Here is a 17,204-nt window from a genome sequence, read left to right as displayed (position 1 = left end):
TCACCGAGGTGCCGCGTGACCGACGGCCCGCTGATCGTGCAGTCCGACAAGACGGTGCTGCTCGAGGTCGACCATGAGCAGGCCGGCGCGGCGCGCGCCGCGATCGCGCCGTTCGCAGAGCTCGAGCGCGCCCCCGAACACATCCACACCTACCGCATCACCCCGCTGGCGCTGTGGAACGCACGAGCTGCCGGGCACGACGCCGAGCAGGTCGTCGATGCCCTGGTGACGTACTCGCGCTACGCCGTGCCGCAACCGCTGCTGGTCGACATCGTCGACACCATGGGCCGCTACGGCCGCCTGCAGCTCGTCAAACATCCGGCGCACGGCCTGACGCTGGTGAGCTTCGACCGCGCCGTCCTCGAAGAGGTGCTGCGGAACAAGAAGATCGCACCCATGCTCGGCGCCCGGCTCGACGACGACACCGTGATCGTGCACAACAGCGAGCGGGGCCGGGTCAAGCAGATGCTGCTGAAGATCGGCTGGCCGGCCGAGGACCTCGCCGGTTACGTCGATGGCGAGGCCCACCCGATCGATCTGCAGCAGGACGGTTGGCAGCTGCGCGACTACCAGCAGATGGCCGCCGACTCGTTCTGGGATGGCGGATCCGGTGTCGTCGTGCTGCCGTGCGGGGCCGGGAAGACCCTGGTCGGTGCGGCCGCCATGGCCAAGGCCGGCGCCACCACGCTGATCCTGGTCACCAACACCGTGGCCGGCCGGCAGTGGAAGCGCGAGCTGGTCGCGCGGACGTCCCTGACCGAGGACGAGATCGGCGAGTACTCCGGGGAACGCAAGGAGATCCGTCCCGTCACCATCGCGACGTATCAGGTGATCACGCGCAGAACCAAGGGCGAGTACAAGCACCTGGAACTGTTCGACAGCCGCGACTGGGGCCTGATCGTCTACGACGAGGTGCACCTGCTCCCCGCACCGGTGTTCCGGATGACCGCCGATCTGCAGTCCCGCAGACGCCTCGGCCTCACGGCCACCCTGATCCGCGAGGACGGGCGCGAGGGTGACGTCTTCTCGTTGATCGGCCCCAAGCGTTACGACGCGCCGTGGAAGGACATCGAGGCGCAGGGTTGGATCGCGCCGGCCGAGTGCATCGAGGTCCGCGTCACGATGACGGACAACGAACGCATGCTCTACGCGACAGCCGAACCGGACGAGCGGTACAAGTTGTGCGCCACCGCGCACACCAAGATCGCTGTGGTGAAGTCGATCCTGGAACGGCATCCGGACGAGCCGACCCTGGTGATCGGCGCGTACCTCGACCAGCTCGACGAGCTGGGCGCCGAACTGAACGCGCCGGTGATCCAGGGGTCGACCAAGAACGCCGAGCGCGAAGCCCTCTTCGACGGCTTCCGCCGTGGTGAGATCCGGACGCTGGTCGTGTCCAAAGTGGCAAACTTCTCCATCGACCTGCCCGAAGCCAGTGTGGCCGTGCAAGTTTCAGGAACGTTCGGATCACGCCAGGAAGAAGCTCAGCGACTCGGACGGTTGCTGCGCCCCAAGGCCGACGGTGGCGGTGCGGTCTTCTATTCGGTGGTCTCGCGCGACAGCCTGGACGCCGAGTACGCCGCGCACCGACAGCGGTTCCTTGCCGAACAGGGCTACGGCTACGTCATCAAGGATGCCGACGACCTGCTCGGCCCCGCCATCTGACACTCGAACGCCAACAGGTACTCGACTAACAAATGGCGCTCAAACGCGCCTCGACCGCGTTGCCTGCACCATTGATCGGCCTTGCTGAGATATGCCTCACAAGTACGGATGACGCCCGAGATAAATTTGCTCTTCGCATATTCGGCATATCTATGAGCGTGAATCGAGCTCCTGCCGGGAAACGTCCGCACGCACCAGCTCGCGGCCCGCCTGTCGCACTACCAGCGGATAAGCTCAGTCCAGCGGCCTAAGCTGGCCCGCTGCGGGACGTCACTGCACGCATAAGCCGACTTTTGGCAATCAGTTTTTGAGTTGCCATAAATGCAAAGATGGGCAGCGAGTTCGAAATTGCTGCATAAAGGGACCTAGATGGCTCAACATGTTGATGCCTGGCGCGGCAGCCAGGCCAGCTTCGACATCGGGGGTCACCCATGGACCGCGTAATTCGCGATATGAACAGCACAGGGGACGCACCCCCGACGCAGGATGTGCAGCGGCGGAAGCGGTCAACTCGCCGCCAGCACCGCCGTGTCGAACCGTACGCATGGCTGGCCGCCGGAGCGGTGAGCGTCGGCATTGCTGCAGCGATCTCCGGAACCGGGATCGCCTACGCCGAGGACGCCGCCGGTTCAACTGGACCCGCCAGCAGTGCGTCGGCGAAGACAGAGTCGTCGTCATCGGACGGCAGCGCCGGCGAGTCGACCAGCAAAGCCGACACCGACACCGATACCGACGTCGACGGGGAGCCGACCGACGTCGCCACCGAAGACCAGGCCGGCGACGACATTTCGACGGACGATCCGTCAGGCGACGACACCGTAGACGGGGCGGACAGCAAGGACTCAAGCGAGACCGTCGAGGACTCGGACGACAGCACGGGCACCGAGGGCGACGAGGACGCGTCCGATCCGGTTGCTGAACCCTCGCCGGTCAGCACCGAGGATGCGGCAGGCAGGGATCGGGACGCCGCTCGGCCGGAGACCCCGATCATCGACGAGGCAGATCCCGTTGAGGATTCCGCCGCGCGCGAAGAGTCGATTCCCGTGCGTGAGGACGTCGCAACGGAGGTCGACCGGTCGACGAGCGACCCCGCTGACACTTCCGTGTCGACAACGGCGACGGCACTGGTGATCCCGGCGGCCGTCGACACCGCGACGGCGCCTCAGGCGTCGAGAACCGTTGCGCGCGTGGCGACCGCAACCGCCACCGCGGTGGAGACACCGGCGGCGCCGAAGACGCTGTCAGAGCTTCTCAGTGCCCTGTTCCTGAATTTCCAGCGCACGTACTTCAACAAGATGCCGACGGCCAAGCCGGTGCAGAAGCCGGGGCAATCCAGCCAGGGCGTGGTGACGGGAACCGTCGGGGCGAAGGATCCGGACGGAGATCCGCTGGAGGTGACGCTGTCCTCGGGCCCGAAACGCGGCAGTGTGCAGGTCGACACCGACGGCAACTACACCTACACGCCGTCAGCGGAGTTGGCCGCAAGCGGCGGGACCGACACGTTCACCGTCGTGGTGCGGGAGACCAATGCCGACGAGCACACGCACGGGTTCGACGGCATGTGGAACAAGATGGTCCGGGCTTTGAGCGGGGCGACGGCCGGCACTCCGGCAGGCACCATCGTGCGGACGGTCACGGTGTCCATCGCGAAGATCGCCCCGGACAATCCCGACAGCACCCCCGGTGGCACGACGGGAGGAGCGACGCAGGATCAGCCCACCCAGAGCCCGGGGGGTTACGACGCCGGCTTGAAGGATCCGTTCCAGCACGCGGACCAACCGTCCGGAAAGACCCTCAACGTCCGCGATTACGGTGCGACCTCGGGGAAGTCCTCGGACAACGATGCCGCCGCGATCCAGAAGGCGATCAACGCCGCGCAGGCCGGTGATGTCGTCTACATCCCCGACGGCGTCTACCACGTCAAGTCGATCATCACCTTGAAGTCGGGGGTGTCGCTGATCGGTCAGTCGCGCGACGCGACGGTGCTGGCGAGCGCCTTCTCGACGATGACGTACATGTTCTCCAACCCGCATGCGGTGATTTACGCTCCGGGCGGGACCACCAACCTGACGATTTCCAGCTTCACCATCAGGCAGGCCTCGGGCAAGATCTACAACGCCGGCGTCAGACTCGGCTCAGAAAGTCGCGGCCAGGTATCGCGGATCGCCGTCAAAGACCTGTTCATCGAGAAGCACCGGCGCTTCGGCGTCCAGCTGCAAAACGCCGACAACGTGCTCGTCGAGGGCAACATGATTCGAAACGCCTCGGCTCTCGACGGCGGCGGGTCCGGATACGGGATCATCATCGACCAAGCCGGATCCCACAACAACTGGGTCAGGAACAACACCATCGGGCCGGTCATCCGCCATGGGATCCTCATCCAAGAGAGTGCGCACCACAACCTCATCGAGGACAACACCATCACCGGGGCCGTGTCCGGCGCTATCGATCTGCACGGTGAGGACGAGTACAGCAACGAGATCCGCTACAACACCGTTTCGGATTGTGTCCGCAACGGCACCTCGGTCAGCCCGAATGGGGCGGGTATCGAGATCGGCGAATACAGCGGGGTCATCGGCACCGAAACCAAGCACGACAATTCCGGACCCAACAACTGGATTCACCACAACATCGTCTACAACTGCACCTGCGGTCTGCGGATCGTCAACAACAGCAACAACACCTGGATCGAAGACAACATCTTCTACAACAATCTGGATGCGGGCATCAAGGCCGATCTCGCCCCTCTCCAAGACCTGTACCTCCGCCGAAACACCGTTTACGGCAACGGCAGCGGCATCGTTCTCCACGATGTCCTTCGGGCGGTGCTCGAAGACAACAAGGTCACGGACAATCGCAAGTACGGCATCTGGACCAACGGCGGCGTGACGGGCTATCTCCTGACCGGCAACACCGTGACCGGCAATGGCACGGACGTGGTTCTCGGCAGCCAGAACGGCACGCTGATCTAGCGGTTCGGCGCGATCGCTTCTGCTGCGATCGGGTGCTCACCGCCCAGTGGCCACCCCACCCGCCCGCAGTGTCTCGGACGGTGTTGTCGACCGTCGAGGCAATCTGCCGGCCTGGTCGACGATCCCAATGACTTTGCACGCCAACCATGAGGAAACGGTCGCCGCATCTGGGTCAAGTCCAGACCAATTTTGTTGCGCTATCAAATACTTCGACCGTCACACGTCGGATGAGCATTGCGTTCGGCCACGAGAACCTCCGAGGACGGTGGACCTCGACGAGCCATATCCCGGCCGAAGGTTCTCTCGCATCTAGCCGTTGCGGCTGCTACCGACGTCGTGCCTTGGTACAACTATCCGGGGGGAGGAGTACCACATGTCCGACGATGCGATCACTGTTGTCATCCCATGCCACACCGTGGACCGGCTGGCGAATATTCGGGCGGCCGTCAAATCCGTGCAAACGCAAACACTTCCGTCGGTGCGGGTGGTCGTTGCGGTCGATAACAATGAAAAGCTCTTCAGCATCGTTCGTGACGAATTCCCTCGAGTGCTCGCCGTCCTCAACCGAGACTCCAGAGGCGCCTCGGCAACACGTAATGCCGGGGTCCGAGTGGCCACCACACCCCTGGTCGCCTTTCTTGACGACGACGAGTTTGCAGAGCCGGACTGGCTGTCGGAACTGATACGGCCTTTCTCTGAGGACACCACGGTCGGTTGCGGCGGAAAATATGTCCCGGTGTGGGCACGTGGCGAGCCGCGATGGCTTCCCGAAGACTTCGCGTGGACCGTTGGCGGGTCCTACCGCGGTCAGCCGACCGTCACCTCACGAGTCCGCAACGTGTGGTCGGGAAACATGGCCGTCAGAACGGCAGCGTTTCTGGCGGTCGGAGGATTCCGAACCGATTTCGGCAAAGTCGGATCGGTGTGTGAACCAGAAGACACCGATCTGTGCGTTCGAATGGCCGCCGCCTGTGAGGGGCACTGGGTGTATGTGCCGACCGCGGTCATCAATCACGAGGTGCCAGCCTCGCGAAGCACATTCAGGTTCTTTCTCAAGCGGTGCTTTTCCGAAGGCCAAGGCAAGGCAGCACTCGAAAGCAACATCGGCCACCGGTCCACGCTCGACGCGGAGCGGGACTTCGTGCGCCGCGCAGCTTGTTCCGCCCTGCGTCGGCTGAGTGGAGACGCTTCGAACCGGATCAAAGGACTGGCGGCGCTCTGTGGTTTGGCCGCCGCAGCCGTTGGATATCTCGCTGCGCGCTTCAGGGCTGTGATTCCGCAGCGCATGCTGCCAATGCCGTCCGACTTGCGGTCGCCCCTGTGTAGTCATCGTGAGATCGCTTTACCACCCGCCGACCGCGCAAACCCGGTGGAGAGCCGGCAGGCCAACTCGCCTCGAGTGCGGTAGCGTGCCGAAATCCGCGCTGCGAAACCGAATCACCAGGTCGGTCACGTTGCCGATCACCCTTCGCTAGGCTGCAGATGGAGCTCGGAGTTTCGTCACCAGCCCGCGCTCTGTCTGGGCACAACGGGAAAGGGCTGACTGCGATAGCTACTCGTACGGTTGACCATCGCAGCGCCGACGGCGCACTCCGCGGTAGCGAATAGATGCGTCATCGCCGAAGCAGCAGAAGTACCGCGCTACGGGCGGCGCTGGCAGAATTCGCCAGATCCAGTTGGCGTCTGGTCTTTCCACTCCTGGTCTTTCTTTCGATGTTCGGTTTGACCACCGCTGACCCGCTACTGCCGTCCGCGCCCATCGCTGCCCCGATCGTGGTGCCGTTGCCTGATGTCCCCGCAGATGTCTGGCAGAGCCGTGGCCAAATCGTCCACAAGGAGTCCTACGACCCGCCGCTTGCCGACCCGGATTCGGTACTTGGCGGCTCGTGGCGTGCTGTCTACAGGTCGGTGTCCGGCCTCGACGGCGGGGAACGCGAGGTTTCCGGAGCGTTCTTCCTCCCCCGCGGAACTCCGCCGGTTGGTGGCTGGCCGGTCGTTTCGTTTGCACACGGTACGACCGGTATCGGCACCGACTGCGGTCCCTCCTACCAGCCGGATCTACAGGGATACTCGCCGATCGTTGAATCTCTGCTGGACCGCAAGTACGCCGTCGCACTCAGTGACTACGAAGGACTCGGCCAGACTGGCTCACATCAATATCTCGAGCAACGGACTGCGGCGTTCAACACCATCGACGCCGTCCGAGCCTTGCGCGAGCTCTCGCCGACTGTGTCCACACGTTGGGCGGCGATCGGTTATTCACAGGGTGGACAAGCGGTGTGGGCCGCCAACGAGTTGAATCCGTACTACGGCGGTGGTCTCGAACTGGTGGGGAGCGTCGCGCTCGCACCGGCGGCAAATGTGACGGCCACGGCGGACCTCATCTGGTCGGGTTCACTCACGGAAGAACAGCTGGCGCTGTTCCCGCTGTTCATCGTCGGCCTGGGTCGATACAACCCAGATCTCGACGAGAGGGCCTTCCTGCATGGTTCAACTGAGGCCCAGCGGAAACGCCTGAGCCATTGTGCGCAACGAGGCGAGGCACACGCAGCCCCAAGGAGATACCCGGCGCCGATCCCCTGGAAAACCGTCGTCGATCAGCTGAGCGGGACGAACGAGACCACGCCGGACTCTCCCCGCGACGTCGCTGAGCTGCGGGATGCGATGCGCAAAATCGCGCTACCCCAACGCCCGTTGGACCGGCCGATGCTCGTCGTCTCCGGCGCCGTGGATTCCCTGGTCTTCGCGCAGTGGGTGCGCACAGCGGTTGCCGACAGCTGCTCACTCGGCGGACACATCGAGTACCGACAGATTCCAAGCGCCGATCACGCCAACGTCTTGTGGAGATCCGCCTCAATCGTGGCGAGGTGGGTGGCCGCCCGATTCGACGGGGTCCCTGCGCCGTCGAACTGTCCAGTTGAGCGTTCAGGTGGAGTAGGGCAGTAGCTCGAGGGTGACAGCGCGGGCAACCGGGTGCTAGCGAGCGTGCGTATCAGAGTCGCCGGTCGGGTGCCTCCCGGTGTCGGCCGTGATCTGTGCGCCAAGCGTCTCCTGCCAAGCTTCGGAGTTGGCCAATGCCCGCCTGATATACGGCGACCTGCGAATGGCGCCGATGAAGGCGCGGTTCGGTATCGCTAGGTACCAAGGCAGTTCCCGGACGAAGTCGACGAAGAGGACGACACGTATCTCCTCGCTGTCGTTCCAGACTTCGTGCTCGAATGTGTCGTCGAAGACCATGCTTCGACCCTCGCGCCAGTGCTGGGTACTGCTGCCGACGCGGATACGGACTAGTGTCTCGTCGGCCGGAGTGCGGAGAGCGAGGTGGTAGCGCAACACCCCCTTCCACGGCCCCGTGTGCGGTGGGATGTGCTTGTGTGGGAGCAGGACCGAGAACAGCGCTGTGGTCATGCCGGGAATGGATTCCACGATCTCGGCTGTACGCGGACATCTTTTGCAGTTGCCGTCTGCACGGCCGCCGTAGGCATAGAAGGCGAATACCTTCCAGCGGTCGTCCTGGGTGAGTTGGCGCTGTTCCTCTTGGATGTCCTGAAAGTTGGGGAGCTTATCGACCTGGGCGAGCAAGCCGTCGAGTTCGGCCTGAATCTCGTCGGCCCGTGCCTCGACCTGAGCGATCCACGGAAAATCCGAGGGATCAAAGAATTCGGTACGGCCGGACGGCGCGCGTAACAGCAGACGTTCGAACAGGGCTTGGAGCCGATCGAACGTCGCGTATGCCCAGGCAGCGATCCTGCCGAGAACAATTGAGCGCCCTTTTTCAGACATCGCGCAGACCCTAACACCGCCTCAGATTCACTCGGCCATAAATGGCACATTTACCGAAACATGTTGACGCCGATCGTGAATCGGTGATTCGCGGTGATTGAAAGGGCAAATAAACCGATCACGCCGGAACCCCCTCCAAGGGTTCGAAGCTGACGCTTTGGCGAAATAGGCGCCAGCGCTCGACGCGTTTGAACTGTCGCGTCCATCCGGCGCTTTCGGCCACTTTGAACGTCCCGAGGTTCTTCTCGCCCGCGACGCCGATCGCGGTTTTCAGACCGAGCTTGCGGGCTTCGTCCATGATCTTGGTACCGGCATCCATGAACACTCCCATCCCACGATGACGCTCCGATGTGAAGATGCCCTCGACCAACCCCTCGCCCGGCTTGAGCACCGGAGCCAGTGGGCCCCAAAGCGCCTGCATACGGGGGTTGTCCTCCGCCGTGAACAGATACGCGATAAAGCACACTGCTCCCTCGGGATCGATGGCGACCCAGGGCGCAGGCAGGTCGGAGTTCAACAGCCAACGCTGGTCTGCACGATGTCGGGCCACCTCTGGGGTGAGGCCCGGAACGTCGGCGACCAAGGAGAGGTCATCGTCGGGTTGGAGCTTTCGCACGACCAGCGGAATCTTCGCCGGCGGCGCAGGAAAACGGACGCTCAGGTCGTCGCCAATTCCAATCGACACCGTATCTGACCAAAACCGCTTGCGCAGCGCCCGCCGGAGCCATGCGCGTCCCCGCGGGGTGCGCAGAAGCTCAATGAGTATCGCGGTCTTTTCCCGGAGTCGCTTCATGCGGTTGGGCCACCGTGTCTGGGACGCTCTTGAACAACGCCGGGCCGACAACCGAAGTTCGCCCAAATTGCAGGAATCGGATCATGCCGCACGGTTCTCCCCCTCCACGACTGTGGGCCCTGACGGCACCCACGCCCCCACGTTGCGAGACGCTATCACGGCTCATCACGTGGTGTTTCCGTCTCAGCAAAGTTCAGGCGGTGAATCGGCGGCCAATAGGAAAATGGCTCATCCCGAACGCTTTCGACGCGAAATCTCGTCGCCGGGGACGCACTCGGCATTGGTTGCTGTTCACCCGGGCTGCGGTACCGTATCGACATGTCAGAGGTCCGCCCAGTACAGGTCGAGCCGATCACCGAAGCTGACATCCCCGAGGTGGCTGAATTCCTGCACAGCGGGATCGGGCCGGAAGTGTCAGCGGCCGACTGGCGTCGGGCGATGACCATTACGTGGGATTTCGTCCAACCCAACTACGGTTACCTCCTGCGCGATAATGGGCGCCTCGTCGGCGCGCATCTGGCGTTGTATTCCGAACGAACGATCGATGGCCGACACCACCGGATCTGCAACCTCGGGACCTGGTGCGTCGCAGAAGAACACCGCGCAGCAGGTTTGCGATTGCTGCGGACGTTGCTCCGCCAGAAGGGATACACCTTCACCGACCTGACGCCGAACCGCAAGATCGTGGCGCTGAACGCCCGCCTCGGGTTCGCTCAACTCGACACGACGCAGTCGCTGGCCCCCAACATTCCGTGGCCGGCGTGGTCGAGGAGGGTGCGAGTCGTCGATACCCCAAAAGGAATCGAGGACTTGCTCCACGGCCAAGACCGGACGATATACCGCGACCACGCCCAGGCTGCCGCTGCTCACCATGTGGTGCTCACCAAGGGTGAGCGGAGTTGTTACGTGATGTTCCGGCTGGACTACGGCCGGATCAAGCGACGACCCACGTTCGCATCGATCCTGCACGTCGGCGACCCCGACGTCTTTCGGGACTGTGCGCCGCACTTCTACCGTTACCTGCTGCTGCGGCGCGGAATACCCGCTACGTTGGGCGAGATCAGGGTGGTGGGGCACCGGCTGCCGAGATCGGTCTTGGTGGCGGGTCCGGCGAAGATGTTTTTGTCCGATGACCTTGAGCCGGCGCAGATCGACTATCTCTACAGCGAGCTGACCTGTTTCGAGTTCCAAGGCCGCTTTCCCCACCACGACGCACCGAAACCCGGCCCGTCGCACGTCCCGGAGAACGCGGTCGGCAGTTAGTTCGCGCTCTGCTCGACGAATTCGGCGAGAGTGCCGATCGTCTCGAAGACGTCCCCCGTGAAGTCCTCGTCGTCGATCTGGAAGTCGAATTCTCTCTCAAGATTGACCGAGAGGGCGACAACCGCCATCGAATCGAGTTCAGGCATGCTGCCGAACAATTCGGTGGACGCGTCGAGGGTGCCGGCGCGATCCTGGATCGCCAGGGTTTTCACGAGCACCACCTTCACGCGTTCCAGAGTCTCCGTGCTGTAGTTCATCGAACTGTTTCCTCCTCCAACGGGTTGTGCGAAACCTGGCGGCGCCCGGTCGCGGGGTTATGCCATCAGACATCTCGGGTCGGTGCCCTGCGGACGAATTCGTCATTGAAACTGGCGCTCAGAAGTTTCACCGCCTGCTTGCTCTCGGCCTTGCCGAGATGGTTGGGCGGGCCGCACGGAGTGTTGTTCACATCGACGATGTAGATCTGGCCGTCATCGACGTCCCTGAGGATATCGAGCTCACCGAAATCCAGGCCCAGATTCTTCGCGAAAAGCTGGATCAGCACCGATTCACGGTCTGAGAAGGCGGACTCGGGGGATCCCAACTTCACGCGATCGTTGCGATTGCTGAACCGGGTTCTGGCATCGCGGAACTTCCAGTAGACGAGCGGTATCGAGCCGCCCACAATCGGAACTCTGATATCGACGACCTGATCTCTGCTCGTGTTGTTGATCACTCGCTGGTAGACAACATCTGTTCGTGTTGTGGCCGTGGGACATTCGATGAGTGTTCCGTCGTGCATCGCGTTGTCGTCGGACTTCATGACGCATAAACCCTGGTACGTGCGAGGGTCGACGAATGTGCCGTAGCCGAAAACTTCCCGAAAGACCTGCTCCACCTTGGTCTTGCTGATGTCGTTGCAGTGCTGATTCACCACGAAGTGGTGGTTGGACAACTCTGCGAGCAGTGGATTGTGGCGTCGTTTGGTCACATCCTCGAAGGACACCACCACATCTGGACGCGTGGCAGTCCTCGACGTCATCGTCAGACCCAGCGAATGAGAGATCTTGTACAGGATCTGGGAGTAATCAGGCTTGTCCGGATGGAACAAGATGGTGGTGGGCCGATGGTCCTGCTCGAATCTCTTCCGGAGATTCTTCGTCCGGTACTTGATCCTGATCATGGTCCCGAGGATCTGGTCGTGGTAGATCTTTCCCGCGAACTTGTAGACAGGATGCCTCTCGAGGTCCTCCATCGGGAACCCTCTGTTGGCTAGGAAATCTCTCATTTCATCCTGCTATACAAGTATCTCGACGGGAGCTGGATGGCCCAGAAATGCGGTCGGGCTTGCGGTCAGACCGTAGGCGCCTGCCTGGAAAAGCACGATCGAATCGCCGATGTCGGCGTTCGGGAGCTGGACATTGTCGCCCAACAGGTCCAGCGGGGTGCACAGGCATCCGACCACCGTCACCTCCGAGTCCGGGCTTTCGGTGAGGCGATTGCCCACAGCGATGGGATAGTTGCGGCGGATCACCTGGCCGAAGTTCCCGGATGCAGCCAGTTGGTGGTGCATACCGCCGTCGACGACGAGATAGGTGCGGCCACGGGACACCTTGCGATCGACGACCCGGGTGACGTAGATGCCGGACTCCCCCACGATGTAGCGGCCGAGCTCGATCACCACCTTCGCATCCGGCAGTTGCGGCCCGATACGGTCCTGGACCAGATTGGTCAGGTTCGTCCCGATCGCGCCCAGGTCGAGGGGGGAGTCCTTGTCGAAGTAAGGGATGCCGAAGCCGCCACCCAGGTTGACGTACCGGACCGGGGTGGGCGACTTGTCAGCCAGCCCGAGGATGAGCTCCACCGTCTTCTGCTGTGCCTCACAAAGGATCTCGGCGTTCAGGTTTTGCGAACCGGCGAACACGTGGAAGCCGAGAAACTCGAGATCGGCGGTATCGACCAGGTCGAGCAACTCGGGCACCTGTTCGGCGTCGACACCGAACTGCTGAGGGCCCCCGCCCATGCGCATTCCCGAACCCTTCACCTGGAAGTCGGGATTCACCCGGATCGCGACTCGCGGGCGCACCCCCACCGTTTCGCCAGCCTCGATGACACGTCGCGCTTCGGTGGTTGATTCCATCTCGATGGTCACGCCCGCCGCGACCGCCTGGGTGATTTCGGCTGCGGTCTTGCCCGGTCCGGCGAAGCTGATGCGGTCCGCAGACAGCGGCGTGTCCAGGGCGGTCTGCATCTCCAGTGTCGACGCGACATCCAGCGCGTCGACCAGGCCGGCGAGGTGTTGCACGACTGCGGGCATCGGGTTCGCCTTCACCGCATAGCTCAGATGCATCGCCGAGGGAAGTGTCGCGCGCAGAGCGGCGATGCGCTCACTCAACAGGCGGCGGTCGTAGGCGAAGTACGGCGTCGATCCGACGCGGGCGGTGAGGCGGTCAAGCGGCGTGCCACCGACCGCGAGTTGGCCGTCGACGGTGCCGAAGGCCGCGATCGTCGGGCGCAGGTTCATGTGGTCAACTCCTCGCGCAGCGCCGACCGGTCGAATTTGCCGTTGGGCGAGCGGGGGATCTCCGACCGAACCACGACGGAGCCCGGCACCATATAGAGCGGCAGCCCGGATCTCATCGCGTCAAGGAGTGCATCGGCGGCGAAGTCCTCGGCGGTCGGCGCCACCACCAGCAGCACCCGTTCTCCCAGCGCGGGGTCCTCGACGCCGAGGGCGACCGCATCGCGGACCAGGCCGGTGGCGTAGGCGGCTTCTTCAATCTCGGTCGGGCTGACCCGGTAGCCGGAGGTCTTGATCATGTCGTCGCGGCGGCCGACGAAATACAGGAACCCCTCAGCGTCGGTGACCACCGTGTCACCTGAGAAGACCGCGAGTTCCGGTGTGCGCCAGGGCTCGTCGCGTCCAGGTACCGGCCGGAAACGTTCCGCGGTGCGGGCTGGGTCGTTCCAGTAGCCCAGCGCCACATGTGGTCCACGATGGACGAGTTCACCCTCTTCGCCCGGGTCGCACGTCGATCCGTCGGGTCGGACCACGAGGATCTCGGCACCCGGAATGGCCTTGCCGATGGAACCGGGCCGATGGTCGATCTGGTCGGGATCGAGGTAGGTCGACCGGAAGGCCTCGGTGAGGCCGTACATGAGGTACGGCCTGGCGGTCGGGAACACCTCCCGCAACCGGTCGAGGACGGGTTTGGGCATCCGCCCCCCGGTGTTCGCGAAATACCGCAACGAGGTTCTGGCGTCGTCCGGCCAGTTCTGCTCGGCGATCTGGATCCATAGCGGTGGTACGCATGTCAAGCCGGTCACCTGGTGCCGCGCGCACAGCTTGGGCACATCGCCGGGCAGCAGGTAGTTCGTCAGGATCACGTGGGCACCCACCGCGAAGGCCGTTGTCAGCTGGCTGAAGCCGGCATCGAAACTCAGCGGCAACGCGGCCAGCAGGACGTCGTCCGCCGAGTTCTCCAGGTAGGTCGACACACTTTCCGCGCCGGCGATCAGGTTGCGGTGGCTGAGGACCACGCCTTTGGGACGGCCCGTGCTACCGGAGGTGTAGAGGATGGCCGCGATGTCGAGGTCGGTGGGGGCGGCCGGGCCGGATGGTGCGCGAGGTGCGGCGAGCAACCGTTCCCAGCTTCGCGATTGGAGGCGCGCGCCGGTTTCAGGTTCTTCGGTCCGCGCAGCCACCAGCACGACATCCTCGAGAGCCGGACACGCTGCGAGCTCGTCGACCAACAGGGCGAACCGATCGGCAGTGGTGATGAGGACACGGACGTCGCAGTCCCGCAGGATGTGGCCGACCTGCGCGGGCCGCAGCAACGGGTTGATCGGCACGAACACGCCCCCCGCCGCGGACGCGCCGAAGATGGCCGTGACCGTCTCGATCCTCTTGTCGAGGTAGACCGCGACGCGCTGCCCTCGTTCGACACCGATCTCGGCGAAGCCGGCTGCCACGTCCCGGATCTGCGACCACAACTCGCCGTAGGTGAGCGTCGCCGTCTTGAATGTCACGGCCGGCGCATCGGGACAGGATGACGCACGGCCCTCGACCAGATGATGAAGATTCGTCAGCACAGCTCACCTCGCGGTGGCGGGAGGGGACGACAGCGTCTCCCGCCATGACTCGACCGCGGCACCGTAGCGCGGATTGATGCACTGGATCGCCCAGAGTGTCGGTAGGGGTCCGAGACGCGTGTGGCTGTGGATCTCCAGTGGTCTGACGGCCAGGGCCGGCGTGAGTCGCAGCAGATTCAGCCTGCGCGCCACGCGGTAGGCGAAGGAACGCGACGACTCGGCTGCCGCGTCGAGTAGGTAGGTCAGCCGGGTGCGTAGTGGAAGGTGTTGCGCCCGTGCGTATTCGCGAATGGCGTCCCGCGTACGCTCGGTCCACGCGGAGTCCCCCGGTACGTGCAGCAGGGCGGTGGTCGCTCGCTTCTTGTGACCGAAGGCGGCCCGGGGCACACCCGCATCCTCGGCGATCCGACGGGGAACGGGGCGGTCGTAGGCGGTTCCGGTCGACCATGCCCGCATCACATCGCTCTGGGCGATCTCGAGGAGCTTCGGGTGTCGGCGTGCGCCGATGAACGGTGCGGGCACGTGGACGAAATCCGTGCGGAGCCGGAACTCGTTCATCGATGCGCCGCTCATGTCCCCTCGGCGCAGCAATTCGTCGGGGTAGGTATGCAGGTCCCAGACGCGGCCACCATAGTGGCCACTGAAGAACACCGTCCGACCGATGTCGGTCGCCAACCCGGCCATGTTCAAGTCCTCACCACTCATACCGGTCGCGAGGAACTCCGCCTCGGGGAAGTCACCGGCCTCGCGATACGCCTCCCGGTCGAACTCCTCGAGTTCGTAGCCCAGAACCGCCGCGACCGGTTTCCCGGAGTCGTCCTCCGGATGGCCGCCCCGGGTGCGGGCATGGGTGAAGGTGAAGGCCTTCTTGCAGCCGGCGCGGCGGGCCAGGGTTGCCACTGCCGGGGAGTCGTAGCCGGAGGATACGGACGCCAGCGGTGAATACGCCACTGAACGCCACGGCGCCGCGGCGTTGCGGACCGTCCGCTGCAGGACGTCGGTGATCAGCGCCACGTACTCGTCGTACGTCTGGTACGGCTGCCCCGCGGACTTGTCCAGAAAGGTGATCCGGCCGTCGTGATGGAAGCGCACGTTGTGCACGTACACGAGGTGCGCTTCGCCGCTGGGCAGCCCCGAATCCCCGCTGAAGCGGACGGGGATGACAGTGTCGAACGCGCGGATGCCGTCGTGGATGATCGCGGCGAAGTCGGTCGCGTAGCGGGCATGGCGCGGATCGAGTTCTGCGCGGGCGGCCGTCAGGAGGAACACCAGCGAGTTCGAGATCAGGATTTCGTCGCCGCGGCTGATGTACTGGATCCGCTCCAGGGTGTGACTCGGGGGCACGACGATCAGATCATCTCCGGCGATCCGGCCGCCCGACCCGAACACGTCGACGGCATCGGCGAATTCGAACGAGTGCGCGTCGCCTGCCCACGCTCCTTCGAAGAAACCGTCGTCACGGACCTCGACGCTGGTGCCGCACAGAAGTTCGACATCGCCGCGACCGAGCCTCACACACCACGCCAACGGCGGGAGGCTGGGTGCACAGGTGATCCTCAGGCGCATGGCGGCCGCCTACGTGAAACGCGCGGGTCCCCCGCATCGAGCGGACGTGCGCTACCTCGCAGCCGAGTGTCGCGGGCGAACCCATCTGATCGAGTCATTCCAGACACGTCAATTCGCTGTAGAGATAGTCGATCTGGCCCGGTTCCAGATCGTCGCCGAGATACATTCTCGGCCGCCCGGCTACCGAGATCGCTCGCGCCGGGCACTGCCCCACGATCCTGACCTCCAACAGCGTTGCCAGAATCCTTTGCCTCAACAACAGGTATCGGTGGAAATGCGGTGCCCAGCGTCCGAACATCTCGGCGTTGCCCACATAGAGGACCATGGCAAGCACCGAGCGATGCTTGTACCGCTCACGCCGGTACACGACATAGCAGCTTTGATCGCCATCGGTGAGCACGACGTGATGCGCAGCTGTCGCCCTGTGGTCGTGGTAGATCCGCTTGTCCTGTCCCGAGAGCAGGACATCGATCTCGTCCTTGGCGTCGATGACCCGGACCCGTCGCGACCACAATGGCCAGGGCAGGTTGGGCACCAACACCGTGGTGGTGTCGAGCGCAACGAATCCCAGGCGAGAGTTCAATGTCACCACGTTCGGGTTCGGGGTGAGATCGGTGAAGTTGTAACCCTTTTGGCGGAGCAACGATCGGAGCAGGCGCATTCCGGACGCGCGGTGCGGTTCAGCAACACACCACACACCGAGGTTGCAGATACGTCGCACGTGGTCGTCGATGACGCGTTCCGAGTACAGCGCGAGATGCACTCCGACGACTCGCCCGCTTTCGCGCAGCAGGTAGCCGTGGTTGGGCTGCTCGACGGCCCATGGCGGATTCATCGCACGTAGCCAATCGGTGACGGGTCTAGTTCTCGCGACGCCGAGGTTCAAGAACTCGGTGTGCAAGAACTCGGCAACCGTCCGGACGTCGGCATCGGTGATCGGCTTGACCTCGAGGTCAGGAACATTTGACACGACAGAATTGGACACCGTGGGTGCTCCTACCTCACTGCGTACCGAGGCACTCCCGCCCAGCGCCTCGGAGCAGGTGGTGGCGGTGAGCCTGGTGACGAAGAGACCGTGAAGGCGACGGCGA

The 17,204-nt window shown here is 63.8% G+C and carries 13 protein-coding genes; 5 read left to right on the top strand and 8 right to left on the bottom strand.

The genetic code is table 11. The features are described 5' to 3' along the window. The first annotated feature begins 15 nt into the window (after positions 1-15). The 4 genes from ACTWP6_RS03225 (at position 16) to ACTWP6_RS03210 (ending at position 7,583) form a co-directional block, all read left to right on the top strand. Positions 16-1,665: a DNA repair helicase XPB gene (locus ACTWP6_RS03225; RefSeq protein WP_260755298.1), complete on the top strand. Its 1,650-nt coding sequence runs from the start codon at positions 16-18 to the stop codon at positions 1,663-1,665. Between the two features lie 452 nt (positions 1,666-2,117). After that, complete coding sequence (locus ACTWP6_RS03220; RefSeq protein WP_443186797.1) at positions 2,118-4,637, top strand: right-handed parallel beta-helix repeat-containing protein; 2,520 nt, start codon at positions 2,118-2,120, stop codon at positions 4,635-4,637. Positions 4,638-5,010: 373 nt separating this feature from the next. After that, a complete protein-coding gene (locus tag ACTWP6_RS03215) occupies positions 5,011-6,045 on the top strand; it encodes a glycosyltransferase family 2 protein (protein ID WP_443186796.1) in 1,035 nt (344 codons plus the stop codon). Between the two features lie 500 nt (positions 6,046-6,545). Then, complete coding sequence (locus tag ACTWP6_RS03210) at positions 6,546-7,583, top strand: lipase family protein (protein WP_443186795.1); 1,038 nt, start codon at positions 6,546-6,548, stop codon at positions 7,581-7,583. Between the two features lie 30 nt (positions 7,584-7,613). On the opposite strand, the gene ACTWP6_RS03205 is transcribed toward ACTWP6_RS03210, so the two are convergent. After that, positions 7,614-8,420, bottom strand: a complete 807-nt coding sequence (locus ACTWP6_RS03205) for an aspartyl/asparaginyl beta-hydroxylase domain-containing protein (RefSeq protein ID WP_443186794.1) — start codon at positions 8,418-8,420, stop codon at positions 7,614-7,616. A 118-nt stretch (positions 8,421-8,538) separates the two neighbouring features. Further along, complete coding sequence (locus tag ACTWP6_RS03200) at positions 8,539-9,213, bottom strand: hypothetical protein (RefSeq protein ID WP_260755304.1); 675 nt, start codon at positions 9,211-9,213, stop codon at positions 8,539-8,541. 318 nt (positions 9,214-9,531) lie between these two features. Between ACTWP6_RS03200 and ACTWP6_RS03195 the strand changes: the two genes are divergently transcribed. Beyond that, complete coding sequence (locus ACTWP6_RS03195) at positions 9,532-10,476, top strand: hypothetical protein (RefSeq protein WP_443186793.1); 945 nt, start codon at positions 9,532-9,534, stop codon at positions 10,474-10,476. Here the strand turns inward: ACTWP6_RS03195 and ACTWP6_RS03190 are convergent. The 6 genes from ACTWP6_RS03190 to ACTWP6_RS03165 all read right to left on the bottom strand — a co-directional run bounded on the left by ACTWP6_RS03190 (position 10,473) and on the right by ACTWP6_RS03165 (position 17,083). Next, positions 10,473-10,733, bottom strand: a complete 261-nt coding sequence (locus ACTWP6_RS03190) for an acyl carrier protein (protein WP_443186792.1) — start codon at positions 10,731-10,733, stop codon at positions 10,473-10,475. The two genes, ACTWP6_RS03195 and ACTWP6_RS03190, sit on opposite strands and share 4 nt — an antisense overlap. Before the next feature lie 65 nt (positions 10,734-10,798). Beyond that, entirely contained in the window at positions 10,799-11,710 is a 912-nt protein-coding gene (locus tag ACTWP6_RS03185) for a hypothetical protein (RefSeq protein WP_443186791.1), read from the bottom strand. 42 nt (positions 11,711-11,752) lie between these two features. Next, complete coding sequence (locus ACTWP6_RS03180; RefSeq protein ID WP_443186790.1) at positions 11,753-12,979, bottom strand: pyridoxal-dependent decarboxylase, exosortase A system-associated; 1,227 nt, start codon at positions 12,977-12,979, stop codon at positions 11,753-11,755. Then, positions 12,976-14,547 carry an acyl-CoA ligase (AMP-forming), exosortase A system-associated gene (locus ACTWP6_RS03175; protein WP_443186789.1) on the bottom strand — a complete coding sequence of 524 codons (1,572 nt, stop codon included), beginning with the start codon at positions 14,545-14,547 and terminating at the stop codon, positions 12,976-12,978. Before ACTWP6_RS03175 ends, ACTWP6_RS03180 begins: the two co-directional genes overlap by 4 nt. 3 nt (positions 14,548-14,550) lie before the next feature. Continuing rightward, positions 14,551-16,062, bottom strand: a complete 1,512-nt coding sequence (locus tag ACTWP6_RS03170; protein ID WP_443186788.1) for a hypothetical protein — start codon at positions 16,060-16,062, stop codon at positions 14,551-14,553. A gap of 145 nt (positions 16,063-16,207) precedes the next feature. Continuing rightward, a complete protein-coding gene (locus tag ACTWP6_RS03165; protein WP_443186787.1) occupies positions 16,208-17,083 on the bottom strand; it encodes a hypothetical protein in 876 nt (291 codons plus the stop codon). Between the last annotated feature and the right edge of the window lie 121 nt (positions 17,084-17,204).

It is taken from the genome of Mycobacterium sp. 4D054 (genome assembly GCF_052245755.1).
In the GTDB taxonomy this organism is placed as follows: domain Bacteria; phylum Actinomycetota; class Actinomycetes; order Mycobacteriales; family Mycobacteriaceae; genus Mycobacterium.
Note: the sequence above shows the minus strand (reverse complement) of the source record. Positions and strands in the feature narration are given on the sequence as shown.